Annotated in this window: 23 protein-coding genes; 14 read left to right on the top strand and 9 right to left on the bottom strand. The window is 63.5% G+C overall.

The window, feature by feature from the left end:
* Positions 1-53 precede the first annotated feature (53 nt).
* The 4 genes from F4U95_RS17255 to F4U95_RS17240 all read left to right on the top strand — a co-directional run bounded on the left by F4U95_RS17255 (position 54) and on the right by F4U95_RS17240 (position 5,058).
* A complete protein-coding gene (locus tag F4U95_RS17255) occupies positions 54-1,526 on the top strand; it encodes an aldehyde dehydrogenase family protein (protein ID WP_172598888.1) in 1,473 nt (490 codons plus the stop codon).
* Between the two features lie 148 nt (positions 1,527-1,674).
* Complete coding sequence (gene kdgD / locus F4U95_RS17250; RefSeq protein WP_120253409.1) at positions 1,675-2,592, top strand: 5-dehydro-4-deoxyglucarate dehydratase; 918 nt, start codon at positions 1,675-1,677, stop codon at positions 2,590-2,592.
* A 28-nt stretch (positions 2,593-2,620) separates the two neighbouring features.
* Positions 2,621-3,511: a LysR family transcriptional regulator gene (locus tag F4U95_RS17245; RefSeq protein WP_120253408.1), complete on the top strand. Its 891-nt coding sequence runs from the start codon at positions 2,621-2,623 to the stop codon at positions 3,509-3,511.
* A gap of 5 nt (positions 3,512-3,516) precedes the next feature.
* A complete protein-coding gene (locus tag F4U95_RS17240) occupies positions 3,517-5,058 on the top strand; it encodes a carboxylesterase/lipase family protein (protein ID WP_170267503.1) in 1,542 nt (513 codons plus the stop codon).
* Here the strand turns inward: F4U95_RS17240 and F4U95_RS17235 are convergent.
* The 3 genes from F4U95_RS17235 to ligK all read right to left on the bottom strand — a co-directional run bounded on the left by F4U95_RS17235 (position 5,055) and on the right by ligK (position 7,761).
* Positions 5,055-5,927 carry an amidohydrolase family protein gene (locus F4U95_RS17235; protein ID WP_120253406.1) on the bottom strand — a complete coding sequence of 291 codons (873 nt, stop codon included), beginning with the start codon at positions 5,925-5,927 and terminating at the stop codon, positions 5,055-5,057. The genes F4U95_RS17240 and F4U95_RS17235 overlap by 4 nt on opposite strands.
* A 102-nt stretch (positions 5,928-6,029) precedes the next feature.
* On the bottom strand, positions 6,030-7,094 hold the full coding sequence (locus tag F4U95_RS17230) for a 4-oxalomesaconate tautomerase (RefSeq protein WP_120253405.1): 1,065 nt from the start codon (positions 7,092-7,094) through the stop codon (positions 6,030-6,032).
* Positions 7,087-7,761 carry a 4-carboxy-4-hydroxy-2-oxoadipate aldolase/oxaloacetate decarboxylase gene (ligK, locus tag F4U95_RS17225; protein WP_120253404.1) on the bottom strand — a complete coding sequence of 225 codons (675 nt, stop codon included), beginning with the start codon at positions 7,759-7,761 and terminating at the stop codon, positions 7,087-7,089. Before ligK ends, F4U95_RS17230 begins: the two co-directional genes overlap by 8 nt.
* Positions 7,762-7,864: 103 nt before the next feature.
* On the opposite strand from ligK, the gene F4U95_RS17220 reads away from it, so the two are divergent.
* The 6 genes from F4U95_RS17220 to F4U95_RS17195 all read left to right on the top strand — a co-directional run bounded on the left by F4U95_RS17220 (position 7,865) and on the right by F4U95_RS17195 (position 13,580).
* Positions 7,865-9,016 carry a LysR substrate-binding domain-containing protein gene (locus tag F4U95_RS17220; protein WP_120253403.1) on the top strand — a complete coding sequence of 384 codons (1,152 nt, stop codon included), beginning with the start codon at positions 7,865-7,867 and terminating at the stop codon, positions 9,014-9,016.
* A gap of 65 nt (positions 9,017-9,081) precedes the next feature.
* The gene (locus F4U95_RS17215; protein WP_120253620.1) at positions 9,082-10,050 is read left to right on the top strand and encodes an NAD(P)-dependent oxidoreductase; all 969 of its coding nucleotides are present in this window, start codon (positions 9,082-9,084) and stop codon (positions 10,048-10,050) included.
* 88 nt (positions 10,051-10,138) lie between these two features.
* Entirely contained in the window at positions 10,139-11,164 is a 1,026-nt protein-coding gene (locus F4U95_RS17210) for an amidohydrolase family protein (RefSeq protein WP_120253402.1), read from the top strand.
* Complete coding sequence (gene ligA / locus F4U95_RS17205) at positions 11,161-11,613, top strand: protocatechuate 4,5-dioxygenase subunit alpha (RefSeq protein ID WP_120253401.1); 453 nt, start codon at positions 11,161-11,163, stop codon at positions 11,611-11,613. Before F4U95_RS17210 ends, ligA begins: the two co-directional genes overlap by 4 nt.
* A 1-nt stretch (position 11,614) precedes the next feature.
* Positions 11,615-12,511, top strand: a complete 897-nt coding sequence (locus F4U95_RS17200; RefSeq protein WP_120253400.1) for a class III extradiol dioxygenase subunit beta — start codon at positions 11,615-11,617, stop codon at positions 12,509-12,511.
* Between the two features lie 130 nt (positions 12,512-12,641).
* The gene (locus tag F4U95_RS17195; RefSeq protein ID WP_120253399.1) at positions 12,642-13,580 is read left to right on the top strand and encodes a Gfo/Idh/MocA family oxidoreductase; all 939 of its coding nucleotides are present in this window, start codon (positions 12,642-12,644) and stop codon (positions 13,578-13,580) included.
* A gap of 67 nt (positions 13,581-13,647) precedes the next feature.
* On the opposite strand, the gene F4U95_RS17190 is transcribed toward F4U95_RS17195, so the two are convergent.
* The 6 genes from F4U95_RS17190 to F4U95_RS17165 all read right to left on the bottom strand — a co-directional run bounded on the left by F4U95_RS17190 (position 13,648) and on the right by F4U95_RS17165 (position 19,159).
* On the bottom strand, positions 13,648-13,875 hold the full coding sequence (locus F4U95_RS17190; RefSeq protein WP_120253619.1) for a hypothetical protein: 228 nt from the start codon (positions 13,873-13,875) through the stop codon (positions 13,648-13,650).
* Between the two features lie 31 nt (positions 13,876-13,906).
* Entirely contained in the window at positions 13,907-14,779 is an 873-nt protein-coding gene (locus F4U95_RS17185) for a helix-turn-helix domain-containing protein (RefSeq protein ID WP_120253618.1), read from the bottom strand.
* Positions 14,780-14,825: 46 nt separating this feature from the next.
* Positions 14,826-16,121: an MFS transporter gene (locus tag F4U95_RS17180; RefSeq protein ID WP_120253398.1), complete on the bottom strand. Its 1,296-nt coding sequence runs from the start codon at positions 16,119-16,121 to the stop codon at positions 14,826-14,828.
* A 39-nt stretch (positions 16,122-16,160) separates the two neighbouring features.
* The gene (locus tag F4U95_RS17175) at positions 16,161-16,721 is read right to left on the bottom strand and encodes a DUF3237 domain-containing protein (RefSeq protein ID WP_120253397.1); all 561 of its coding nucleotides are present in this window, start codon (positions 16,719-16,721) and stop codon (positions 16,161-16,163) included.
* A gap of 93 nt (positions 16,722-16,814) precedes the next feature.
* Positions 16,815-17,675, bottom strand: a complete 861-nt coding sequence (locus F4U95_RS17170; RefSeq protein WP_120253396.1) for a p-hydroxycinnamoyl CoA hydratase/lyase — start codon at positions 17,673-17,675, stop codon at positions 16,815-16,817.
* A gap of 32 nt (positions 17,676-17,707) precedes the next feature.
* Complete coding sequence (locus F4U95_RS17165) at positions 17,708-19,159, bottom strand: aldehyde dehydrogenase (RefSeq protein WP_150411943.1); 1,452 nt, start codon at positions 19,157-19,159, stop codon at positions 17,708-17,710.
* A gap of 74 nt (positions 19,160-19,233) precedes the next feature.
* Between F4U95_RS17165 and F4U95_RS17160 the strand changes: the two genes are divergently transcribed.
* From F4U95_RS17160 to F4U95_RS17145, 4 genes are all read left to right on the top strand, one after another.
* Complete coding sequence (locus F4U95_RS17160; RefSeq protein ID WP_211363301.1) at positions 19,234-19,695, top strand: MarR family winged helix-turn-helix transcriptional regulator; 462 nt, start codon at positions 19,234-19,236, stop codon at positions 19,693-19,695.
* 126 nt (positions 19,696-19,821) lie between these two features.
* A complete protein-coding gene (locus F4U95_RS17155; RefSeq protein ID WP_425505078.1) occupies positions 19,822-22,224 on the top strand; it encodes a hypothetical protein in 2,403 nt (800 codons plus the stop codon).
* 191 nt (positions 22,225-22,415) lie between these two features.
* Complete coding sequence (pobA, locus tag F4U95_RS17150) at positions 22,416-23,585, top strand: 4-hydroxybenzoate 3-monooxygenase (protein ID WP_120253394.1); 1,170 nt, start codon at positions 22,416-22,418, stop codon at positions 23,583-23,585.
* Between the two features lie 2 nt (positions 23,586-23,587).
* The gene (locus tag F4U95_RS17145) at positions 23,588-24,598 is read left to right on the top strand and encodes an aldo/keto reductase (RefSeq protein ID WP_150426554.1); all 1,011 of its coding nucleotides are present in this window, start codon (positions 23,588-23,590) and stop codon (positions 24,596-24,598) included.
* Positions 24,599-24,926: the final 328 nt, after the last annotated feature.

The raw sequence follows: 24,926 nt of genomic DNA, 5'->3' as shown, positions 1-24,926 counted from the left end.
TGCCGCTGCGCACGCCTATTTTATCGGAATGCCCGTATGAAGGAGATTATGCCGTGACCGGTTTCAACCCCGATCAGATCAGCCTGCCCCATGCCAATAATTTCATCGGTGGGCGACGGGTCGCGGGTCGCGGTCCGGCCATCGTCGTGCGGCGGCCTTCCGACGGTCGGGTGCAGGCGGAACTGGACAGCGTCGATTCCGACCAGCTGACCGAAGCGGTCGAAAGCGCGCAGCGCGCCTACAGGACCAGCGGCTGGGCACAGAGCGATCCGCGCGCCCGGATGAAAGTGATGCGCCGCTGGGCCGACCTGATCGAAGCGGACGCGGCGACGCTCGCCCCGCTGGAGGCATTGGGTTCGACCCGCATGCTCAAGGAAATCAACGCCTGGGATTTGAGCTATACCGCCGAAACCATCCGCTTCTTCGCCGAATGGGCGGACAAGGTCGGTGGCGAAGTGGCCGCCACGACGCCCGACAAGCTGGGCCTGACCATCACCGAACCCTATGGCGTGGTCGCAGCGATTGCGCCGTGGAACCTGCCGCTGGTCATGGCCGGGTGGAAGATCGCGCCCGCCATCGCAGCGGGCAACAGCATCGTCCTCAAACCCTCCGAAATGACGCCGTTCAGCATCGTGCGCCTGGCCGAACTGGCGATCGAGGCAGGGTTGCCGGCCGGCATCTTCAACGTGGTGCAGGGCGACGGGCGCAGCGTCGGCGATCCGCTGGTCCGTCGTCCCGAAGTGGCCAAGGTCACCTTCACCGGATCGACCCGCACGGGCGCTGCCATCATGGCGGCCTGCGCGGAAACCGGGCCGAAGCCGGTGACGCTGGAACTGGGCGGGAAAAGCCCACAGATCATCTTTTCCGACGCCACGCTCGACAAGGCATCGGCCATCGTCGCGCGCGCCATCACGCTCAACGCCGGGCAGGTGTGCGTCGCGGGATCTCGGCTGCTGGTACAGGACAAGGTGGCCGATGAGGTGATCGATCGCATCACGGCTGCCTTCAATGCGCACAAGGCGGGGCCGACCTGGGCGGAGGATACGACGCTGGGGCCGATCATCTCCGATGGGCAGCTTGACCGGATGGACGGCATCGTCGGCCGCGCCATCGCGGCTGGCGCTGAAGTGCTGGCCGGTGGCGGCCGCGCCACCGCGCCGCAGGAGGGCAGCTATTTCGCGCCCACCCTGCTCGCCAATGTGGATCAGAAGAGCGAGGTCGTGCAGGGTGAAATCTTCGGCCCGGTGCTGACCATCCAGACTTTCGCCGATGAGGAGGAGGCCTACGCCCTCGCCAATGACAGCGACTATGGCTTGGCGGCCGGCGTCCATACCGGTGATGTAAGCCGCGCGTTGCGCGCCACCCGGTCGCTGGAGGCCGGCACCATCTGGGTCAATCGCTATGGTCGCAGCAACGACTTCATCCTGCCGACCGGCGGCTACAAACAGTCCGGTATCGGCAAAGATCTGGGCCGCGAAGCCTATATGGCGAACCTCAAGACCAAGGTGGCGCTGATCGAATTCTGATCGGGACGGTGCACGGCGCAGGCGATCATGCCAAGCCGTGCATCAATCATGCGCATCTTTGAGTTGGACCATATGCCCGGCTCCTTCCTATTCAGCATCTCGAACATCGGCAGGGACAGACAGTGCCGACGAGAGGAGATGCAAGGATATGAGCCATTTTAGCCCCGAAGATATGGCGCGCCAGCTCGGCCAGGGGCTGCTGTCCTTTCCGGTCACGCACTTCGATGCAGAGGGCGCATTTCAGGAAGGCCCCTATCGCGATCATTGCGGGTGGATGCTGGAACATGCGCTGACAGGCCTGTTCGCGGCCGGTGGCACCGGGGAGTTCTTCTCCCTGTCTCCTGACGAAGTGGCGCAGGTGGTCGGCGCGGCGGTGCGGGAAACCAATGGTCGCATCCCCGTCATTTCCGGCTGTGGTTATGGCACGGCGATCGCTACCGGCATCGCCCGCGATGCGGAAAAGGCAGGCGCAGACGGTCTGCTGCTGCTGCCACCCTATCTGATGCACGCCAAGCAGGAGGGGTTGGCCGCCCATATCGAGGCGGTCTGCCGCGCGACCGGCCTTGGCGTCATCGTCTATAATCGCGACAATGCGATCGTGAATGACGAGACGCTGGCACGCCTGTGCGACCGCAACCCCAATCTTATCGGCTTCAAGGACGGCGTGGGCGATATCGAATTGATGACCCGCATCTATGCGCGGATGGGCGATCGCCTGACCTATATCGGGGGTCTGCCCACGGCCGAAACCTTCGCCACCCCTTACCTCACCATGGGGGTCACGACCTACAGTTCCGCCATCTTCAACTTCATGCCGGACTGGGCGCTGCGCTTTTATGCCGCCGTCCGGGCGGGCGATCAGGCCTTTGTGATGGAGCAACTGCGCAATTTCGTGCTGCCCTATATCGCGTTGCGCGATCAGGGGCGCGGCTATGCCGTGTCCATCGTGAAGGCCGGCATGCGGATCATCGGCCGCGATGCCGGCCCGGTGCGCTCCCCGCTCACCGATCTGTCGGCTGAAGAAGAAGCGCAACTGCGTGTCCTGATCGAACGCGCAACTGCGTGACTAAGGCGACGGGCGCGGATAGTCTGGCATGATGTTCGAACTCAGCCAGCTCCGTTGCTTCGTCGCTGCCGCCGAAGAACTGCATTTCGGCCGGGCGGCCCAGCGGCTCAACATGACCCAGTCGCCGCTCAGCCGGCAGATCCAATTGCTGGAACGGATATTGGACGTGCAGCTGCTGGAGCGCACCAGTCGTCAGGTCAGCCTGACTCCGGCCGGCAGCGTCTTCCTGATCGAGGCGCGGCGGATCGTCCGGCTGGCCGACAGTGCGGCTCTGTCCGCCCGACGCGTGGCGAAGGGCGACGCGGGGCGCGTTGCCATCGGCTTCACGGCGGTATCGGGCTATAATATCGTGCCGCGCGTCGTGGCGCAGGCCGGTGCGGTACTGCCCAATATAGAGCTGGAATTGCGGGAAATGGTGTCGGGCGATCAGGTCGACGCGCTGCTCACCGGTCTGGTGGATATCGGTTTCGTCCGCCCGCCGGTGAACCGTCATGAATTTGACAGCGCCTGCGTGCTGCACGAACCCTTGTTCGTCGCGCTGCCGCCCGGCGATCCGCGCAAGGCGATGGCGGCGCTGACGCCGGCCGATTTCGATGGCCAGCCGCTCATCATGTATTCGCGGCAGGGCGCGGCCTATTTCCACAATATGCTGGAGCATCTGTTCAATGAGGTTGCGGCGGCGCCCCTCTATGTGCAGCATGTCACTCAGATCCATTCGATGCTGGGCCTCGTCCATGCCGGCGTCGCGCCGGCTATCGTGCCCGAAAGCGCCACCGGTCTGCATATGAGCGACGTGCATTTCCGGCGATTGATGACGCCGCAGGAAAAGCCGGTGGAACTGCACATGGCCTGGCGCCGCGACAATGCCAATCCGGCGCTGCCCGCCATGCGGCAGCTCTGCACGGAAATGACGGCGTGATCGACATGGGCCGCCGCACCCTGCTGGCCGGGATGGCGGCGGCCCCGATCGCCGCGTCAGCCCGAACCCGCTCCAGCCCAATCGCGACGACCCATTATGGAAAGGTCCAGGGCACGATCGAAAAGGACGTGCTCGTCTTTCGCGCAATCCGCTATGGCGCAGATACGGCCACGACCCGCTTCCGTCGCGCCGATCCGCCCAGGCCATGGACGGGGATAGCCAACGCGACCGGCTATGGCTCAGCCGCGCCCCAGACCAAAGCGACCGAGGCGACGTCCGAAGACTGCCTGTTCCTCAATGTCTGGACGCCGGCGCTGGATGCCGGGCGCCGGCCGGTGATGGTCTATCTCCATGGCGGCGCCCACGCCCATGGGTCGGGCAGCGATCCGCTTTATGACGGCGGCAATCTGGTCCGACGCGGCGATGTGGTGGTGGTGACGCTGAACCACCGGCTGGCGGCCATGGGCTATGCCTATCTGGCGGGGCTTGGTGGGCCGGCGGAATCGGGCAATGTCGGCAATCTGGACATCATCTTGGCGCTGACATGGGTGCGCGACAATATCGCCCGGTTCGGCGGCAACCCGGACCGCGTGATGATATTCGGCCAGTCGGGCGGCGGCGCGAAAGTGGTGACGCTGATGGCGATGGCGGAGGCGCGTCCGCTCTTCCATGCTGCAGCTACGATGAGTGGCCAGCATGTCACCGCCGCCGGACCGATGCACGCTACCCGCCGGGCGAAGGCGTGGATGGAAAAGGCTGGCGCACCCGATATTGCGACGTTGATGCGGCTGCCGATCGAACGGCTGGTCGAGGCGATGGCGATGACCGATCCGTTGGAAGGCAAGGGTGAAATCAGCTTCACTTCCACGCTGGATCATGGCGTGCTCGCCCGTCATCCCTTCTTCCCCGACGCCCCGCGGGAAGCAGCGCATATCCCTTTGATCGTCGGCAACACCCATGACGAAACCGCGCTGTGGATCGAAAAGATGCTGCGCGCGGGTGACACGACATGGGATAATCTGCCTGACCGGCTGGCGCGCGAAACGGTCAAGGATCTGGCACCCGATCATGTCATCCGCCGCTATCGCCAACTCTATCCCGATCGCAGTCCAGGGCAGATATTATTGGCGGCGACGACGGCGGGCCGATCCTGGCCGGGGCATCTGATCCAGGCGGAGGAGCGCGCGCGCATCGATGCCCCGACCTGGATGTATCAGCTCGACTTTCCCTGTCCCGAAGCGGGCGGGATATTGGGGGCGTTCCACACGCTGGATATCCCGCTGGTGTTCGACAATGTCGATGCGGCGGGATCGCGTACCGGTACCAGCCCCGATGCGCGGCGGCTGGCGGGGCAGATGGCGGACAGTTTCATCGCATTCGCGCGGACCGGCAACCCGAACCATCGCGCCATTGCCGACTGGCCACAATTTGATCTCGATACGCGGCCGACGATGATCTTCGACCGTCAGGTCGCCATCGAAAACGACCCGCGTCGCGAAGAGCGGCTGCTCTTCGCGACGGTGCCTTATATCAAGCCAGGCGGTTAGATTTCCTCGGGCCAATAAAGGCGCATCGGATTGTCGATCAGCAGCTTGCGTTGCAATTCGACGGTGGGCGCAATGCGCGGGATGATATCGACCAGATGGCCGTCGTCCGGGATATTGTCCTGCATGTTCGGGTGCGGCCAGTCGGTGCCCCACAGGACGCGATCCTGATAGTCTGCGACGAGTGGCGCGACCGCATCGGCAAAGGCGTTCCAGGGATCACCCGTTGGGTCGAGGCGGTCGGGGCAGGTCGCCTTGAACCAGATGTCATCGCGGCTTTCCAAGAAGGCGCGGAAGGCCTTCATGTCGGCGCCGTCCGGCCCCTGGGTCACATCGGGGCGGCCCATATGGTCGATCACCAGAGGGACGGGGATCGCATCCAAGAAGGGACGCAATTCTTCCAATATGTCGGCCTCGAAATAGATGACGACATGCCAGCCGGCGGGCAGGCGCTTGGCGACATCCAGAAACTTGTCCTTGGGCGCGTCGTCGACCAGGCGTTTCAGAAAATTGAAGCGAATGCCGCGAATGCCGCCATCATGCAGGGCGGCAAGATCGGAGTCCGAAATGGCAGGATCGACCACGGCGACGCCGCGCGCCTTGCCATTCGACCTGGCGATGGCGTCCAATGTCGCGGCATTGTCCGTGCCGTGGCAGCTGGCCTGCACGATCACATTGCGAGCGAAACCCAGATGATCGCGCAGGGCGAACAGCTTGTCCGGACCGGCATCCTCCGGCAGATATTTCGCCTTCGCGCTGAAGGGGAAATCCGCCATCGGCCCGAACACATGGCAATGGGCGTCGATCGCGCCGGCGGGTGGCGTATAGAGCGGTTTGGACGGATTGCCGTGCCAAGACGTGATACGAGACATATCCCAAAACTCCGTTCGGGCTGAGCCTGTCGAAGCCCGGCCCTTTTTTTCAGAAGAACGGCCCTTCGACAAGCTCGGGGCGAACGGTTCTCAATGGCTGGATCAGGAAAAGACCACGCCATCCATCAACTTGCGGGCGGTGCGCAGCATGGCCGCGCTGATGACCGTGCCGCTATCATCCAGTTCCATGACGCAGGTCGTTTCGCCGGTCGGATGTTCGACCGAGAGCGTCTTTCGGTTGCCATCGGGGATCGACGCGACTTCGGCCGCCGGCGATCCTTCGATCAGACAGGCCGTCGCCACGCTGACCGCGCCCAGCACGCCGATCGACGCATGGGCACGATGGGGGATGAAACTGCGCACCGTGACCGCGCCGCCGTCGCGCGGCGGGGCGACCAGCATCATCTTGGGCACGGACTTGTCCGTGACGTCGCCCAGATCCATCCGCTCGCCGACGGCCAGACGGATGGCTTCGATCCGGGCCTTCAACGCCGTGTCATTGTCCAGCGTCTCGCGATCTTCATAGCCGGTGACGCCGACATCCTGCGCCTTCATCACGACGCAGGGCATGCCATTGTCGATCAGGGTGACGCGCACGCCCTCCACCTCGTCAAAGGCATTGCCGGTAGGGAGTAGTGCGCCGCAGGAGGAGCCGGCCGTATCGCGAAACTCCAACGGGATGGGCGCAGCGCTGCCGGGGACGCCGTCGATTTTGGCGTCGCCGTCATAGCGGACCGTGCCGTTGGGCGTCCGTACCGTGGCGATTGCGATCTGCCCGGTATTTTCCATGAAGATGGCGACCGAAGTCTCACCGTCCTGCGCGGCGACAAGGCCGCGCTCGATGGCGAAGGGACCGATGCCGGCCAGGATATTGCCGCAATTCTGCGCGTCGGTAACGACAGCCTTGTCCACGAAGACCTGAAGGAAGAGGTAGTCGACATCGACTCCATCCCGCTCCGATTTCTTGACGACGGCGACCTTGCTGGTCAGCGGGTCGGCGCCGCCCATGCCGTCAATCTGGCGCGGATCGGGCGAGCCCATGACGCGGAGGAGGAAAGCATCGCGGTCGCTGGTGTCGGCAGGCAGGTCTTCGGCCAGGAAATAGCCGCCCTTAGACGTGCCGCCGCGCATCCACATAACACGGGCGCTGGTCTGGCTGTCAGACATATTTCAGGCCCATTTCTTCCAGGCGCGGGCGCATATTGTAGATGTCGAGACCAAGTTCGCCGGCGGCGAGGCGGACGCGCTTGGCTTCTTCGGCGGCTTCGCGGGCCTGTGCCTTCTCCAGCACGGACGCGGCGTCGGCGCGCGGCACGATGCATACGCCGTCATCGTCGGCAACAATGACATCGCCCGGATTGACCAGCGCATTGGCGCAGATGACGGGGATATTGACGCTGCCCAGCGTATTCTTGACCGTGCCCTGCGCATGCACGGCCTTCGACCAGACCGGGAAGTTCATCTGCGTGAGGTCACGTACGTCGCGGACCCCTGCATCGATGATAAGGCCACGGCAGCCGCGCGCCTGCGCCGAAGTGGCCAGCAGATCGCCGAAATAGCCGTCCGTGCAGGGGCTGGTCGGGGCGAGCAGAAGGATGTCGCCTTCCTGCAACTGCTCGATCGCGACATGGACCATCCAGTTGTCGCCCGGCGCGGCCGAAATGGTGACGGCGCTGCCGGCGATGCGGGCGCCGCTGTAGATCGGGCGCATATAGGGAGCGAGCAGACCGGTGCGGCCCTGCGCTTCATGGACCGTGGCGACGCCGGCCTTGGCAAGGCCGTCTATGACGGAGAGGTCCGCCCGCTGGATATTCTGGACGACGATGTTGGACATGGACCGGTTCCTTCTCCCAAGATGGACAGCGACATGGACAGTTGCTGCGGGATGCTCAAATCCGAACTGGCGCGATGCCATTAAATTTTGATAATCATCAAATATGGAACCCGATCAGTTCAATATCCGTCACCTCGCCGCCATGGCCGCCGTGGTCGATCAGGGCAGCGTCAGCCTGGCCGCGCGCGCGGTCAACCTGACGCAGCCGGCGGTAACGCAGGGTATCGCCAAGCTGGAGGCGCAACTGGGCGTAAAGCTGTTCGACCGGCAGCCGGGCGGCATGGCAGCGCTGGAGGCGGCGCAGCGGTTGAAACCCCGGATCGACGTGGCGTTGCGGCTGATTGGCAGCAATCGGGTGACGGCGGCGCAGGTGCGGGCGTTCGTGGCGCTGGCGCGAGCGGGCAGCTATGCGGCGGCGGCGGCGGCGACCGGCGTGGCGGAACCCTCGCTGCATCGCGCGGTCGGCGATCTGGGGCTGGCGGTCGGCAGCAGGCTGGTCGATCGACGGGGCAGGGGGGTGATGCTGACCAAGCCGGGCATGGCTCTCGCGCAGCGATTGCGGTTGGCGCTCGCGGAATTGCGGCAGGGACTGGCGGATCTGGCCGACCTGAAGGGGGAAGAGGGCGGGCGGATATTGGTGGGCGCGATGCCGCTGTCGCGCGCGCGACTGTTGCCGGACGCGATCATGCGGTTTCGGGCCGATTTTCCGCAGGTCGACATCAGCGTGGCCGAAGGCGCGCATGCCGAATTGGTGGGGCCGCTCAGGGACGGCGAAATCGACATGATGATCGGCGCACTGCGCGATCCGGCGATGGCGCTGGACCTGGAGCAGCGCGCGCTTTTCGAGGATCGTCCGACCATCCTGGCGCGGCACGGCCATCCGTTGACGGCGGGCTGGGATGCCGATGCGCTGCGCCGTTTTCCGTGGATATTGCCACCGGAAGGCACGCCGTTGCGGCAATTGTGGAAGGCGATGTTCGCTGAACTGGGTGGCGATATGCCCGCGGTGCCGATCGAATGCGGATCGGTGATGACGATTCGGCAATTGCTGGTGAGCGGGGATTATCTGACGTTGCTCTCCTACGATCAATTGGCGCTGGAGCTGGACGCGGGGTTGCTGGCGGATATCGGTCCGGCGCCTGGCGCGATCAGCCGGACCATCGGCCTGACCACCCGCGCCGACTGGCGACCGACCCGCCTGCAGCGGCAGTTCATGACGGCGGTAGAGGCTTCCGTCGGAGAGATGACTTCGTAAATTCTTATGATGCCGTGTCGGATTCGATTGGCGGCTTCCGGTCCGATGGGTCATCGATCGTCACCATGGAGCAGGTAATTGGTCTGATCGGATTTGGCGAAGCAGGGTCCACCTTTGCAAGGGCAGGGGACTGGGCGGCGGCTGCGCACATATTCGATGTAAAGACGGACGATGCCGCTACGCGGGACGCGATGCTGGCTCGTTATGTCGAAGCCGGCGTTCCGGCGGCTGACAATCTGGCAGATGCGCTGAACGGCGTATCGCTGATAATGTCACTGGTGACGGCGGATCAGGCTCTGGCCGTGGCGCAGGCGGCTGCGCCACTGATCGCGCCTGGAGCGCTTTATTGCGACCTCAACAGCGTTGCGCCGCAGACCAAGCTGGCAGCGGCGCAGGCGATCGAGGCGGCCGGCGGCTATTATGTCGATGTGGCGGTGATGGCGCCGGTCGATCCGGCGCGGTTGAATGTACCGCTGCTGCTGAGTGGGGCACGGGCTGGTGAGGCCGAAGGGCGGTTGCAGGCGCTGGGCTTTGCCAAGACCCGGGTGGTGGGTGAGGCTGTCGGTCGGGCGTCGTCGATCAAGATGATCCGATCGGTGATGATCAAAGGGATCGAGGCGTTGACCGCCGAATGCGTGCTGGCGGCCAGCGCGGCGGACGTGCTGGACGAGGTGCTGGCCTCGCTGGATGCGAGCGAGCGGCCAAGGCCATGGGATGTCCGGGCGGATTATAATCTCGACCGGATGCTGGTGCATGGGCTGCGCCGCGCCGCCGAGATGGAGGAAGTCGTCAAGACGCTGGAGGGCCTTGGCACCGGCGCGGCGATGACGCGCGGCACGGTGGAGCGGCAGCGGGCGATCGGTGCGCTGGGCGTGAAGGTGCCGCCGGAAGGGCTGGGCGCGAAGATGGATGCGATTGTGAATCGTAAAGTCGAAGAATTTTCTCTTCGTCATTCGCCCGAAGGCGGGAAGCCAGCTCCGGCCTTCGCTATCGTGGAATCGTTGGGACATGGATCCCCGCCTTCGCGGGAATGACGGGATTTTTCTGGGCGGGCGTGATGCGCCGACGCCTGAGACCCCAGCCTTCGCTGGGGTGACACAATAAGGTTGGAGACGAAAGCGGATGAGCCTGATTATCGATTGCCACGGTCATTACACCGTTTTGCCCAAGGGGCATGATGCCTGGCGCGAGGAGCAGAAGGCGGCGTTCAAGGCGGGCGTGCCTGCGCCAGCTTATCCTGAAATCACCGATGCGGAAATTCGCGAGACGATCGAGGCGAACCAGTTGCGCCTGATCAAGGAGCGCGGCGCCGACCTCACTATCTTTTCGCCCCGCGCTTCGGCGATGGCACCGCATGTCGGCGATGCCGACGTCGCGAAGGAATGGGCGATCCGCTGCAACGACCTGATCGCGCGCGTCGTAGCAATGTTCCCCGAAACTTTTGTCGGCGTGTGCATGCTGCCCCAGTCGCCCAAGGCGGACATGGCCAATTCGATCGCGGAACTGGAGCGCTGCGTCACCGAATTGGGCTTCATCGGCTGCAATCTCAATCCCGATCCGGGCGGTGGCCATTTCACCCATCCGCCGCTGACCGACAAATATTGGTACCCCTTCTACGAGAAGATGGTCGAGCTGGACGTGCCGGCGATGATCCATGTGTCGGGCAGCTGCAACCCGGCGATGCATGCGACCGGCGGCTATTATATTGCGGCCGACACGATTGCCTTCATGCAGTTGCTGGAAGGCGATCTGTTCAAGGATTTCCCGACGCTGCGTTTCATCATCCCGCATGGCGGCGGCGCTGTGCCCTATCATTGGGGGCGCTATCGTGGTTTGGCGGACATGCTCAAGAAGCCCGACCTGTCGATGCACCTGATGAACAATATCTTCTTCGATACCTGCGTCTATCATCAGCCGGGCGTGGACCTGCTGGCTGACGTGATCGAGAATAAGAATATATTGTTCGGGTCGGAAATGGTGGGCGCCGTGCGCGGCATCGACCCGACCACCGGTTTCTATTTCGACGACACCAAACGCTATGTCGATGCGCTGGAGATCAGTGACGAGGAGCGCGCCGCGATATTCGCGGGCAATGCCCGCCGCGTCTTCCCGCGCCTCGACGCCAAATTGAAGGAGAGGGGACTATGATAACAGAAGATCCCAAGCATCAGGATATCCACGAATATCTGGCCGAGATGGAAGATATTCCCGGCACCCGCGTGTTCACCGCGAAGCGCGCCCGGCAAGGCTATCATATGAACCAGTTCGCGATGAGCCTGATGAAGGACGAAAATCGCGCCAAGTTCAAGGCGGACGAGCGCGCCTATATGGACGAATGGCCGCTGACCGAGGATCAGAAGGACGCCTTGATCGCCCGCGATTATAATCGCTGTCTGGACATGGGCGGCAATGTCTATTTCCTGGCGAAGCTGTTTTCGACCGATGGCATTCCCTTTGCCGAGGCGGTTAGCACGATGACCGACATGAAATTCCCCGAATATCGGGAAATGATGATGAAGGGCGGCCGTTCGCCCGAGGGCGTGCGGTCGATCAAGGCCAATGAAGCGGCCGCTGCCGCGAAGAAAGAGGATCGCTGATATGGCGCGGATTACTGCTGGCGTGGCGTCGAGCCATGTGCCGCTGCTGGGCGTGGCGTCGGACTTCAACAAGGACCGGGACGATTATTTCGGGCCGATCTTTGCAGGCTATGACTGGACCCGCGAATGGGAAAAGGCCGAAAAGCCCGATGTCGTCATTTTGGTCTATAACGATCATGCCTCCGCTTTCGACATGAAGATCATCCCGACCTTCGCGATCGGGTGCGGCGAGCGTTACAAGTCGGCCGATGAGGGCTGGGGGCCGCGCGCCGTGCCGGACGTGGAGGGGCATCCCGACCTTGCCTGGCATATCGCCCAGAGCCTGGTGCTGGACGAATTCGACATGACCATCATCAACGAGATGGACGTCGATCATGGCCTGACCGTGCCACTCTCCATGATGTTCGGCAAGCCTGATGCCTGGCCGTGCAAGGTCGTGCCGCTGGCGGTGAACGTCGTCACTTATCCGCCGCCGTCGGGCAATCGCTGCTGGGCGCTGGGCGAAGCCGTGCGCAAGGCGGTCGAGAGTTTCCCCGAGGATCTGAACGTCCAGATCTGGGGCACGGGCGGCATGAGCCACCAGTTGCAGGGGCCGCGCGCGGGCCTGATCAACAAGGAGTGGGACAACCGCTTCCTGGACGGTCTGGTCGGTGACAGCGACCATCTGCGCCGGATTCCGCATATCGAATATCTGCGCGAAACGGGCAGCGAAGGCATCGAAATGGTGATGTGGCTGGTGATGCGCGGGGCGCTGGGCAAGAATACCCGTGCGCTCCACCGCCATTATCATGTGCCCTGCTCCAACACCGCGATCGGCCATATGGTGCTGCGCCCTGACAATGGCGAGGGGCTGGACATGACCGGCAGCGATACGGGGAGTGCGATCGCGGCGGAGTAAAGCAATTTAAGCCCCACCCCTCCAGAGGAGGGGTCTGGGTGGGGGCTGTCCTTCAACCACTATATGGGTCGGATCGAGAGACAGCCCCTCTCCCCGGCCCTCTCCCCTGAAGGGGAGAGGGAGATAATTTATGCGTATTGCCCTGGCCGGTGCCGGCGCCTTTGGCGAAAAGCATCTTGATGGCCTGAAGAATATCGACGGCGTGACCGTCACCTCGATCATCGGCCGCGAGCTGGAAGCCACGAAGAAGGTCGCGGAAAAATATGGCATCGGCCATGTCACCACCGACCTCAACGAAACGCTGGCGCGCGATGATGTGGACGCGGTAATCCTGTGCACGCCAACGCAGATGCACGCGGCCCAGGCGATCGCGTGCATGGATGCGGGTAAGCATGTCGAGGTGGAAATTCCGCTGGCGGACAGTTGGAAGGACGCGCAGGCCGTGCTGGCCAAGCAGCAGGAAACCGGGCTGGTCTGCATGGTCGGCCATACCCGTCGCTTCAACCCGTCGCATCAGTTCGTCCACAACCGTATCCAGGCGGGCGAGTTCAACGTTCAGCAGATGGACGTGCAGACCTATTTCTTCCGTCGCAAGAATATCAATGCGAAGGGCGAGGCGCGTAGCTGGACCGACCATCTGTTGTGGCACCATGCCGCGCATACGGTCGACCTGTTCGCCTATCAGGCGGGTAAGATCGTGTCGGCGCATGCATTGCAGGGGCCGATCCATCCCGAACTGGGCATCGCCATGGACATGTCGATCCAGCTGAAGAGTGAGACGGGCGCGATCTGCACCCTGTCGCTGAGCTTCAACAATGACGGTCCGCTCGGCACCTTCTTCCGCTATATCGGCGATACCGACACCTATATCGCGCGCTACGACGATCTGGTGAACGGCAAGGAAGAGCCGATCGACCTCGCCGGTGTCGCCGTGTCCAACAATGGCATCGAATTGCAGGACCGCGAATTCATCAGCGCCATCCGCGAAGGCCGCGACCCCAATTCGAGCGTCGCTAAGGTGTTCGATTGCTATCGCGTGCTGGGCGAGCTGGAGACTCAGCTGGGCTAACTGTGGGTTCCCTTCGGGGTCGCAAGGAAGGGCGTGGCGGAACCATCCGCTGCGCCCTTTCTGATTTTCAGTTGGTCAGCAACGGATGGGTCATGCGCAGGTCGTCGAGCAGGCTCTCGATCAAGGCGATATCCTGAAAATTGCCGGTGGGGGTCGCGTTCCAGTTGCAATGGGGATGGGTGTCGCGGCCGTAGAGGCGCAGCGGACCGATCGCCTTGCGCCAATGATGCTTGCTCTTGCCATGGTCGCGCAGCAGCCGGGCCACCAGCAGGTCGATGAGCTTGTCCGCGGTCATGGCTGCGCATGTAGGGCCCCCGCGCGCGGCGTCAACCTTCGCGCGCGGCGCGATAGGCGCGCGGCGGTTGGCCGACATGACGGGTGAAGAAGCGCGAAAAATAAGCGGGGTCTTCAAAGCCGACCGCGTAAGCGATCTCCGTCACCGACAGTTGCGAATAGAGCAGCAGGCGACGCGCTTCCAGCAGGGCGCGGTCGTCGAGCATCTGGGCGGGGGAACTGCCCGCCACATGGGCGCAGGCCTGACGCAGGGCGGTGAGGCTGGCGCCGAGCGCCTGTGCATGATCCGCCACCGGCTCGCGCTGGCGGAAACGTTGCTCGATCCGCTCGCGCAAGCGAGCGACCAGAGCGGCCTGTCGGGCAGTGCCGGACTGGCTTGTCTGAACCAATGTCGCATGGCGAAGCGCTAGCACCATCAGTGCGAGTAGCGCGGACTCGACAGCTGCGCGCTGGCCGGGGCTGGCCCAGTCCAACTCCTGAGCCATGCGCGCAATGATCGCCTCAGCCCCGGAGCCTTCACCGGGCGGCAGGGCGACGGCATGGGGATGGACGAAGAGGGGGGCTAAATCGGCATCACGGGCGATCAGATGGCGCAGGTAGGAATCGGCGATGGTGATGACATGGCCGCTGGATTCGCTGTGCCAGGTAAAGCCATGGACGATGCCGGCCGGGATCAGCAGCAGGCAGGGCGCGTCGAAAACGAACTTGGCCGCCTCCGCCTGCATGGCGCCGCCGCCTCGTGCGATCAGGATGATATGGTTGAGATCGCGATGGACATGCGGGCGGATCGTCCATTCGCTGGGGCGGGAACGATCGTCCAGGCTTTCGACATGGACGAAGCCTTCCGCCACGCTACGCTGCGGTTCGCCATAAAGGTAGAAGCTGGGGACGGGCGCGGTCGACATGATGGATCGTCCAATCATGCGCCTGTTGCCGTCCGGCTGCAAGTTATCAGGCGGGGCGCGGGCGCAGTCCCGCCAACAATGCGGCGCCGACCAGCGAACCTGATGCCATGACCAGCGCGACTAGCGGCAGGCCGAAATCGAGGGTGAAGAGGAAGCCGGCGAGGATCGGGCCGAGTGCTGCCCCACCTCGGCCGATGCCGATGACGATTCCGGTCCCGCCGGCACGTACTGCCGTGGGGAAGGATTGGGCGACAAGCGCATAGAGGCCGACAACCGCGCCATTGGTGAAGAAGCCAGCGCAGGCAGCGACGAGGCTGAGGCCGGCCAGCGTCGTTTGCCCCTGACCGAATAGGGTCACCAAAACGGTGGAGGCGACCATGGCGACCATGACCAGGCCGCGCACCGGCAGGCGCCAGCTGAGCGCGCCCAAAAGCAGCGATCCTGCGAGGCCCCCTACATTGGCCCAGACCAGTACGCCGCCTGCGGCCGACGGCGCGAAACCCATGTCCACGACGATTTTCGGCACCCATTTCAAGATGAAGTAGAAGGTCATGATGTGGCAGAAATAGGCGAGCGTCAGCACTATGGTGGTGCGGGCAAGGCTTGGTGAGAAGAGGGTGGCGAAAGCGGGTTTCGGTGCTGTGCTGTCAAGCGGCGGCAGGGTACTGGCCGGGGCGTGGCCCATGCGAACGAGCAGGCGGTTGATCCGCATCAGTGCACCCTCGGGGCGCTTTTGCAACAGGAATCCGATCGATTCGGGCAGCAGCCAGAGCGAGACGGGCAGGAAAATGGCCGTGACGATCCCGCCGAACAGGAAGATGTCGCGCCAGCCGCCCGACACCAGCAATTGCGAGGCAACCGATCCACCCAGGATCGCCCCGACCGGGTAGCCGGCCGCCATGATCGCGACGGCCAGGCTGCGAGCGCGGGCGTTGGACAGTTCGGCGACCATGGCGTTGGTGCAGGCCAGCATCCCGCCGATGCCAAGGCCGGTGACAAGGCGGATGGCGGAGAGTGATAGAACATCCCATGCCTGGGTCGCGGCCGCCATGCCGGCTGCCATGACGACGAGGCAACCCAATATGGTCGGTCGGCGGCCGATGCGATCGGCAAGGTTGCCGAGCAATACGGACCCCACCGCCATGCCGATCAGTTCCATCGACAGGACGAGGCCGAGCGCGGCGCGATCAATGCCCCATTCCGTCGCGATGCCGGGCGAGGCGAAGCTGATCGCCAGCACGTCGAACCCATCGAGTGCGTTGAGCAGGATGCAAAGGATGATCGCCGCGATCTGGAGCCGGCCCATGGGTGCCGCGTCCAACTGCCGCCTGATGTCGGTCATGCCTGCTCCTGCCCTTGAATTCTTATGATTTTGTGCGTGTCAGCCGACCGCGAAAATGTCCAGCGCGACATGGTCCTTGTAGCGCGCGGCGGTACACAGGAACAGCGTTTGACCTAACCAGCCATGGGGGCTATCGGCCGCCACCTCGAACCGCGGGGCGGTGCGGAAATAATAGAGGGCAGGATTGACGATTTCGCCCGCCGCGATGCGGGCCAGGACCGGTGCCGGGCCATGGCGATAGCCGGGATTGACGACCGATATGATCGTGCCGTCGCTGGCCTCAAGCGAATAGCGGGCAAGGATGTCGGCGGTGCCGTCCGCACGGATCGATTGCCAGTCGGCACCGCCGGGCAGTACCTTACCGGTCAGGCGCGGGCCATCGACGCTGCCGCCGGTAATGGGGATGACCCGTTTGCGCACGCCATCCACCATGCCCAGTTCCTGGGGCGCGCCGATCAGCACGTGCAGGCGCATCGCCAGCGTCAGGCCGGGCGTTGCCAGCGGCGCAGGCTCGGCAGCAGCGGCCACCGAAGCCGTGCCGGCCAGCGGCAATATAGGCATGGCCTTCAACAGGCTGCGGCGATGCATATCGTGGGTCATATCCTCTCCCTTATCTATGGCCGGATCATGACGATGCCGGATGTCCGGCGACCTGAGGCCGGGTCGCCCGGTGAAGGCGACCCGGCTATGCGGTCAGACCGATTGCTTCGACCTGTCGTAAGCACCCAGGCCGGGCTTATATGTCTTGTCGTCGATGAACTGCTTGATGCCTTCCTTGCGGCCTTCATTGTCGAAGCTGTTGGCCGATTCCTGCGCGCGGATCAGATAATCTTCGGCATTGTCATAGGTCATCTCGCGGACGCGGCGGATGGCATCCTTGGTCGCCTTCAAGGCGATCGGGTTCTTGCTTAGCAGCACATTGGCGACCGCGGTGACGCGGGCGTTCAACTGGTCGAGCGGGAGCGCTTCGTTGACGAAGCCCCATTCGGCGGCCTTCTTGCCATCGACATTCTCCCCCATCAGCGAATGATACATGGCGTTGCGGAAATTGGTGAGTTCGGTTGCGACCTTGGCCGCGCCGCCGCCGGGCAAAATACCCCAGTTGATTTCGGACAGGCCGAACTGCGCGTCTTCGGCCGCGAAGGCGAGGTCGCAGGCGAAAAGCGGCCCATAGCCGCCGCCAAAGCACCAGCCGTTGACCATGGCGATGGTCGGCTTTTGATACCAGCGCAGGCGGCGCCACCAGCCATAGCTTTCGCGCTGTGCGCCGCGCGTACCGGCCAGGCCCTGCGATTCGGTTTCACGGAAATATTCCTTGAGGTCCATGCCCGCCGACCAGGCCGTGCCTTCGCCGGTCAGGACGAGAACGCCGACATCGGCGCGATATTCCAGCTCGTCCAACACACGCATCATCTGCCGGTTGAGGCGGGGCGACATGCAGTTGCGCTTGTCCGGCCGGTTGAAGCTGACCCAGGCGATGCCGCCTTCGACGGTATAGGCAACGGTTTCGAGTTCGGTCTGCTCGACGCCCTCGACATGAAGGATGTTGGTCATGGGAATAAGTCTCCGCAAAAACAGGGATAAAATCAGATGGGATAATGGCCTGGCTCGGTTTCCATGGTGATCCAGCGCAGCTCGGTGAAGCTGTCGATCCCCGCGCGGCCGCCGAACTTGCCGTAACCCGACGCCTTGGTGCCGCCGAAGGGCATTTGCGCTTCGTCATGCACGGTGGGACCGTTGATGTGGCAGATGCCCGACTGGATCTGGCGCGCGACCTTCAAGCCGCGTGCGGTGTCGCGGGTGAAAACGGACGCCGATAGGCCGTAATCGGTATCGTTCGCCAGTTGGATCGCATGGGCCTCATCGCGGGCATGGATGATGCCCACGACCGGGCCGAAACTTTCGTCGCGAAACAGTTTCATCTCAGGCGTCACACCGTCGATGACATGAGCGGGCATCAGCACGCCATGGGCCTGCCCGCCGTTCAGTTGCGTCGCGCCGGCGGCCAGAGCGTCGTCGATCAACGATTGGACATGGGCGACGGTCTTCGTATCGACCACGGCACCCAGAGGAGTCTTGCCCTCGCGCGGGTCGCCCACGATCATGGTCGCGACCTTGGCCTGGAACCGGGCGGCAAATTCGTCCGCCACTGCATCGACGACGATGATCCGCTCGGTCGACATACAGATTTGACCCTGATTCATGAAGGCGCCAAAGGCAGCCGCCTTCACCGCTTCATCCAGATCCGCATCCTCCAGCACGATCAGGGGTGCCTTGCCCCCCAGTTCCAGCAGGACGGGCTTGAGGTTTTCCGCGCAGCGCTTGGCAATAATCTTTCCCACGGCGGTCGAACCGGTGAAGTTGACCCGCCGAACGGCCACATGGTCGATCATCGCGCCGACAACATCGCCCGCATCCTGCGGGGCGTTGGTGATGAGGTTGACGATGCCACCGCCAAGGCCGGCCTCGATGAAGGCCTGCACGATCAGGCCATGAGTTCGGGGGCATTGTTCCGACGCCTTGAGCACGACCGTATTGCCGCAGGCCAGCGGCACGGCGATGGCGCGGGTGGCAAGGATGATCGGCGCGTTCCAGGGCGCCATGGACAAGACGACGCCTGCCGCTTCACGAATGGCCATGGCGATGCAACCGGGCTTGTCGGAAGGAATGATTTCGCCGCCGATCTGGGTGGTAAGGCTGGCGGCTTCGCGCACCATGGAGCTGGACAGCATTAGGTTGAAGCGCGCCCAGCCTTCGGTCGCGCCGATTTCCTCCATCATCGCATCGATAAAGTCGCTGGCCTTCGCGTCCAGCGCATCGGCCGCCTTCATCAAAGCAGCGCGACGGGCGTTGGGGCCGATCGCCGACCAGGCAGGGAAGGCCGCCTGCGCTGCGTCCACGGCGGCGGTGGCATCCGCGATGCTGGCGGCGGACGCGATGGTCGCGACGGCGCCCGTCACCGGGTTGATGCGTTCGAAGCTGGCGGCGGCAGTGCGCGATTCGCCCCCGATCAGCAGGGCGATCTCAGATGCAGGCATATCCCGTCTCCTTCTTATTGTTATGAAACATAGCAATGTTGATTGTTCTAGGCAATAGCATTATTGCCGGCGCCATGGACAAGCCCATCGCCCCCGTCGACCGCCTGCAAGACCCGGTTGCGGCACGCCTTGGCTACATGCTGCGGCGCGCTTCTGCGGCGATGATGGCGGGGCTGGGGTCGGCGTTGGCAGACATCGGGCTGCGGCCGGTCGAAGGGACGATCCTGATTCTGGTCGGCGCCAATCCCGGCTGTATTCAGAGCGATATCGGACGGATGCTGGGCATCAAGCGGGCCAATATGGTGCCGCTGATCGCTGCGTTGGCAGGACGTGGTTTGCTGGAAAAATCGCCGGTCGACGGCCGCAGTCTGGCCTTGTCGCTGACGGCAGGTGGCGAGGCGCTACGGGCGCAGGTCGACAAAATCATGGACAGGCATGAGGCCCGGTTCGAGCGGTTGCTGGCGGGCAAGGACGTTACCCTGTTGCGGGAGGCGTTACGCCTGATCGCCGAGGAAGGCGAAGCGGGCGCGGAGTGAACCGCGCGCTGGGTGGGGCGTTACCCTTCCACTCTTGGCTTGTGCCGGCCCATGTGGGAAAGGCGAAGTCTGGGTCGCGCCAACAGGATACCGGACGAACAGATGACGCCAATGCCGATCAACAGGATGACGCGAGCCACCCGCTGTGCTTGGGGGGCGATGGCGCTGGCTATCCTGACGCCGCTGTCCCTGGGAGCAGCCGAGCCTGCGCCGTTCGAAATGCCTGGCCCTGCGCTGGACATATTGGTGATGCGCGGCGACCAGAGTTTGCCGATCGCGCAGGTGCCCAGCCTGTCCGAAGGCGATCGCCTGTCGGTCGAGGCGGACCTGCCGACCGATCAGGGCGCGCGCTTCATCCTGGTGTCGGCCTTCCTGCGCGGGGCGACCAACCCGCCGCCCAAGGACTGGGTGCAGTTTGCCGAAACATGGAAGAAGAAGGACAAGGACAAGGCGCTGGTCCTGACCGTGCCCAAGGGTGCGCGCCAGATGGTGCTGTTTCTGGTACCCGATACCGGTGGCGCGGAAAGCGTGCTGTCTGACGCGGTGCGGGGTAAGCCGGGCGAATTCGTGCGTGCGACTCAAGATCTCAACCAGGCATCGCTCGACCGGTCGCGGCTGGACGCGTTCATGCTGGCGATCAAGGCGCAGGAAAACAGCCATCCCGAATATCTGCGCAGCGTCGCGCCGACGCTGGCGCGCAGTCTTTCGATCAAATTGAACGAGGATTGCCTGTCGAAGGTGGTCGAGATGCAGGCCTCCTGCCTGCTCGACAATCGGGAATCGCTGGTGCTGGCAGATGTGCACAGCAGTTCTCTGGCCGAAACGCTGACCGGCGCGCCGACCGACCTTGCCATGCAGCTCGCCTCCACGCGGGAAGCGGGCTATGGTTTCTACAGTCCCTATATCGGTGTGGTGCGCGACATCGCAAAGATATTCGGCGCATTCAGCAGCCCGCAATTCGACTATCTGCCGACACTGAGCGTGCGCAAGCCTGAGGGCATTTCGCTGCTGCTCAATGCCGCGCCCTCCTTCCAGAAGCCCAAGTCCGTAATGGTCGTGGCGATGCCTGCGATCGAAGCGGACAGCCCACCGCGCCTGCGCCGTGCCGGTGATGCGCCGGTGTGCGCGGCACGGGCCGGAACCGTGTTGCCGGTGGAAGGGGCGCCGCTGATTTTTTCCACCGCTTATGCGCGCGACGTAAAATTGGCGCTGAAGGCGCCTTCGGGCGAAACTGCGGATTTGTCACTGGACGCGAGGGCCGATCGCGGTGGCTATGTGCTGACGGGCGCTGGCCTGCCTCCTGCTTTCAAGGGGTCTGTGGAGGGTCATGTTTATGGCCGCTGGGGCTTCGACCGCTTCGAGGGGCCGGACTTCATGTTGCAGATGCCCGACGAAGGGGGCTGGCAGGTCGATGGCGATGACGCCGCTCTGGTGGTTGGCCGCGACAATGGGCTGGTGCTGAAGGGCGGTGCACCCGCATGCGTGGAAAGCGTGATGTTGCGTCAGGGCGATGGCGCGCCCCGCCCGATGGACTGGAAGGTGCAGGGGCGCGATCGGCTGGCGCTGACAGTGCCGTTGACGGACCGCAAGCCAGGCGCGCTCAGCATCGAGGTGAAGTATCAGGGCGTTGCACAGCCCGCCGCCCTGTCGTTGCGCAGCTATGCGCAAGCCAGTCGGCTGGATGGGTTGTTGTTCCATGCTGGGGATAAGGCGGCACTGCTGTCCGGTCAGCGGCTGGATCAGGTGGAGAGTGTGGAGGCCGGTGGCCTGCTGTTACGTCCGGACGGACTGACGCGGGACGGGGCTGTGGACCGGCTGCGGCTCGTGGCGCAAGGGGACAAAGGCGCGGGTGAGGCCGGAAGCGAGATGGCGGCGCGGATCCGGCTTCGCGACGGACGCACTGTAACTCTGGCGGTTACGATGGCGGCAGCACGACCCCAGGTCGGGTTGCTCAGCAAGGATATCAGCCTGGGTGCGCCGCCGGTAAATGGCAAGGCGCTGGCGCTGAACGGCGACAATCTGTTGCCGGACAATGGTCAGTTGGTCTTTTCCGTGCGGGCAGGCGAAGGTACGAAGCTGAGTGCCAGCGACGTGATCGAAGTAGCGCGGATGGATGAGGATGCGGCGCCGATCCGACTGACCGCGGCCAATGGTTTGCGCCTCGAAGGCCCCAAGGTTATGGTGGCGCGGCTGGACCCCAAGGCGATGGCCCCCGCACTTTTCGGCCCACTCCACTTTCGTTTGCTGCACGGCAATGAGGCCAGCGACTGGCAGCCGCTGGTGACGCTGGCCCGCCTGCCGCAGATCGATGCGGTGGCGTGCGAAGGCGACGCGCAGGCATGCACCATCCGGGGTCGCGATCTGTTCCTGATCGATGCTGTAGGCGCGACGTCTTCGCTCGATCAGGCGTCGCAGGTGGCGCAGGGCTATACCGGATCGGCGCTCAAGGCGCCCGCGCCGCTCGACGGCAAGCTCTATTTGCGTCTGCGCGATGCCCCCGACAGCGTGGTGACCTTGCCTGCGGCGTAAGCCAGGCTGTCGCATCATCCATCAAGGATTTGGCATATCCCGCCCATATCCTACCTGTTTACAGGCTGAAGGCTCGCGATTCGGCGTGTAGGGCTGGTGGATCATCCAAATGTTAAGGTGATGCAGCCATGGGCGTCTTGCTCCGCAGGCTGCACCATCCCTCTCATTCCGTATGGATTGGAGAGGATATCATGAAGACCCAAGTTGCCATCGTCGGCGCTGGCCCCGCCGGCCTGATGCTCGGTCATCTGCTGCGCGCCGAGGGTATCGAGGCCGTGATCGTCGAACGGGCGTCGCCCGATTATGTGCTGGGCCGCATTCGCGCCGGGGTGTTGGAACGCACCACGACCGATCTGATGGACCGGTTGGGACTGGGCGCACGGATGCATGCTGAGGGGCTGCCGCATGACGGCTTCCATCTGGCCGACGGCGAGCGGCTGATCCGCATCAACATCGCCGAACTGACGGGGCGACAGGTGATGGTCTACGGCCAGACTGAGGTAACGCGCGATCTGATGGCGGCGGCGGCGGGCCGTGGCCTGGAGATCGTCTACGACGCAGCGGACGTCGCGCTGCACGATGTCGATAGCGACACGCCCTATCTCACCTATGCCAAGGATGGCGCGACCCATCGGATCGACGCGGACTTTCTATGCGGCTGCGACGGCTTCCACGGCCCATCGCGCAAGGCGATCCCGGCCTCGGTCGCAACGGCTTATGAGAAGCTGTACCCTTTTGGCTGGCTCGGCATCCTGGCCGACGTGCCACCCTGCAATCATGAACTTATCTATGCCAATCATGCTCGTGGCTTCGCGCTGGCGTCGATGCGGTCGGAAACGCGCAGCCGCTATTATATTCAGGTGCCGTTGGACGAGAAGGTCGAGGAATGGCCGGACGATCGGCTGTGGGACGAGCTGGCCACCCGTTTGGGGCCGGAAGCGGCCGCCCATATCACTCGTGGCCCGGCACTGGAAAAATCGATCGCGCCGCTGCGCAGTTTCGTGTTCGAACCGATGCGCCACGGTCGGCTGATGCTGGCGGGCGATAGCGCCCATATCGTGCCGCCGACCGGCGCGAAGGGGCTGAATCTGGCCATGTCGGACGTGCATTACCTGTCTCAGTCGTTGATCGATTACTTCAAACGTCATGACAGCGACGCGGTGGCCGGCTATTCGGACAAGGCGCTGGCCCGCGTCTGGAAATCCGAACGTTTTTCATGGCAATTGACGAAGCTGATGCACCGCTTCCCCGATAGCGATGCGTTCGATCGCCGGATGCAGGTCGCCGACCTCGACTATATCGCATCCTCGATCGCGGCGCAGACGACGATCGCGGAAAATTATGTAGGATTACCCCTGTAAACATGACCAGCCTTCCCACCCGCAATATCGGCCCCTTCACCGTTTCGGCCATTGGCCTTGGCTGTATGAACCTGTCTCATGCTTATCTGCCGCGCCCCGACGCGGCAGATGCGGAACGGTTGCTGCGCCATGCGCTGGATGTGGGCGTGACATTCTTCGACACGGCGGCCCTTTATGGTTTTGGCGCGAATGAAGAGTTGCTGGGTCGGACGCTGATGGATCGCCGGGATGAGTTCACCCTGGCGAGCAAATGCGTGTTGGGAGAGATTGACGGCAAGCGCGGACTGGACGGTTCGCCAGCTGCGATCACCCGCGTCTTGGAAGATTCACTGCGCCGACTGAAAGTCGATTATATCGATCTCTATTATCTGCACCGACTGGACCCCAAGGTGCCAATCGAGGAATCGGTCGGCGCTTTGGTGCGTGGTATCGAGGCCGGCAAGATCGGCGCGATCGGCCTGTCGGAAATGTCAGCAGCGACGCTGCGTCGTGCCCATGCTGTGCATCCCATCGCGGCGATGCAGACCGAATATTCACCCTGGGTTCGCAATCCCGAAATCGCCGTATTGGATGCCTGTGCAGAATTGGGCACGGCATTCGTGGCCTTTTCACCGCTCGGGCGTGGTCTGTTGGCCGGCAATCCCAATGCCGCCAACCTGCTGCCGGGCGATATTCGTGGTAGCATGCCCCGTTTCCAGCAGCCGCATCTGGAAGCCAATTTACAACTGATCGCGCAACTCAAGGGGCTGGCGGATCAGGCTGACTGTACGGCAGCGCAACTTTGCCTGGCCTGGTTGCTGGCCAAGGGCGATCATGTCGTGCCGATCCCTGGTACGACCAGCATCGCCCATCTCGACAAGGATCTGGCGACCCTGTCGCGCGCATGGCCGGCGGATCTGATTGCGGCTGTGGACGACCTCTTCAGTTTCGATGCGCCGTCGGGGCCGCGCTATCCCCGCGAAGCGCAGGCACAGGTCGATACCGAAACATGGGCGGGTGAACCGCTCGTCTGAATCGGAGAGAATGATTCTCCTGTCCGTTCAGTCGGTTGATTCGGATGAATGGGCTTTTACGGGGGCGTGGATGGGCGATGGCCTTTCCACGCCCGATTATTTTGCGATTGCGAAATGGCCGGAAATACGGGGCCTTGCGTGCGAAGGCGTCGGCATTCTCGATGGCTGCAACAGAAAGTTCAAAAACGTTATTGACCGAATCATCAGGTCCACTTAGAGGGCTTTTCACCGGACGGGGCGCTGCCATCAGGGAGCGCTCGGAACGGTCGCCAACATAGACGGACGACAGTCCTCCGAAACGCAAGGATCGGGGTGGCATAGTTGTCCG

Source organism: Sphingobium limneticum, from assembly GCF_008710165.1.
In the GTDB taxonomy this organism is placed as follows: domain Bacteria; phylum Pseudomonadota; class Alphaproteobacteria; order Sphingomonadales; family Sphingomonadaceae; genus Sphingobium; species Sphingobium limneticum.
This window is presented reverse-complemented; position numbering and strand designations above follow the sequence as displayed.

Coding starts and splice junctions, on each gene's coding strand:
- kdgD (WP_120253409.1), top strand. CDS start 1,675: ATGAGCCATTTTAGCCCCGAAGATATGGCGCGCCAGCTCGGCCAGGGG.
- F4U95_RS17245 (WP_120253408.1), top strand. CDS start 2,621: ATGATGTTCGAACTCAGCCAGCTCCGTTGCTTCGTCGCTGCCGCCGAA.
- F4U95_RS17240 (WP_170267503.1), top strand. CDS start 3,517: ATGGGCCGCCGCACCCTGCTGGCCGGGATGGCGGCGGCCCCGATCGCC.
- F4U95_RS17235 (WP_120253406.1), bottom strand. CDS start 5,927: ATGTCTCGTATCACGTCTTGGCACGGCAATCCGTCCAAACCGCTCTAT.
- F4U95_RS17230 (WP_120253405.1), bottom strand. CDS start 7,094: ATGTCTGACAGCCAGACCAGCGCCCGTGTTATGTGGATGCGCGGCGGC.
- ligK (WP_120253404.1), bottom strand. CDS start 7,761: ATGTCCAACATCGTCGTCCAGAATATCCAGCGGGCGGACCTCTCCGTC.
- F4U95_RS17220 (WP_120253403.1), top strand. CDS start 7,865: ATGGAACCCGATCAGTTCAATATCCGTCACCTCGCCGCCATGGCCGCC.
- F4U95_RS17215 (WP_120253620.1), top strand. CDS start 9,082: ATGGAGCAGGTAATTGGTCTGATCGGATTTGGCGAAGCAGGGTCCACC.
- F4U95_RS17210 (WP_120253402.1), top strand. CDS start 10,139: ATGAGCCTGATTATCGATTGCCACGGTCATTACACCGTTTTGCCCAAG.
- ligA (WP_120253401.1), top strand. CDS start 11,161: ATGATAACAGAAGATCCCAAGCATCAGGATATCCACGAATATCTGGCC.
- F4U95_RS17200 (WP_120253400.1), top strand. CDS start 11,615: ATGGCGCGGATTACTGCTGGCGTGGCGTCGAGCCATGTGCCGCTGCTG.
- F4U95_RS17195 (WP_120253399.1), top strand. CDS start 12,642: ATGCGTATTGCCCTGGCCGGTGCCGGCGCCTTTGGCGAAAAGCATCTT.
- F4U95_RS17190 (WP_120253619.1), bottom strand. CDS start 13,875: ATGACCGCGGACAAGCTCATCGACCTGCTGGTGGCCCGGCTGCTGCGC.
- F4U95_RS17185 (WP_120253618.1), bottom strand. CDS start 14,779: ATGTCGACCGCGCCCGTCCCCAGCTTCTACCTTTATGGCGAACCGCAG.
- F4U95_RS17180 (WP_120253398.1), bottom strand. CDS start 16,121: ATGACCGACATCAGGCGGCAGTTGGACGCGGCACCCATGGGCCGGCTC.
- F4U95_RS17175 (WP_120253397.1), bottom strand. CDS start 16,721: ATGACCCACGATATGCATCGCCGCAGCCTGTTGAAGGCCATGCCTATA.
- F4U95_RS17170 (WP_120253396.1), bottom strand. CDS start 17,675: ATGACCAACATCCTTCATGTCGAGGGCGTCGAGCAGACCGAACTCGAA.
- F4U95_RS17165 (WP_150411943.1), bottom strand. CDS start 19,159: ATGCCTGCATCTGAGATCGCCCTGCTGATCGGGGGCGAATCGCGCACT.
- F4U95_RS17160 (WP_211363301.1), top strand. CDS start 19,234: ATGGACAAGCCCATCGCCCCCGTCGACCGCCTGCAAGACCCGGTTGCG.
- F4U95_RS17155 (WP_425505078.1), top strand. CDS start 19,822: ATGACGCGAGCCACCCGCTGTGCTTGGGGGGCGATGGCGCTGGCTATC.
- pobA (WP_120253394.1), top strand. CDS start 22,416: ATGAAGACCCAAGTTGCCATCGTCGGCGCTGGCCCCGCCGGCCTGATG.
- F4U95_RS17145 (WP_150426554.1), top strand. CDS start 23,588: ATGACCAGCCTTCCCACCCGCAATATCGGCCCCTTCACCGTTTCGGCC.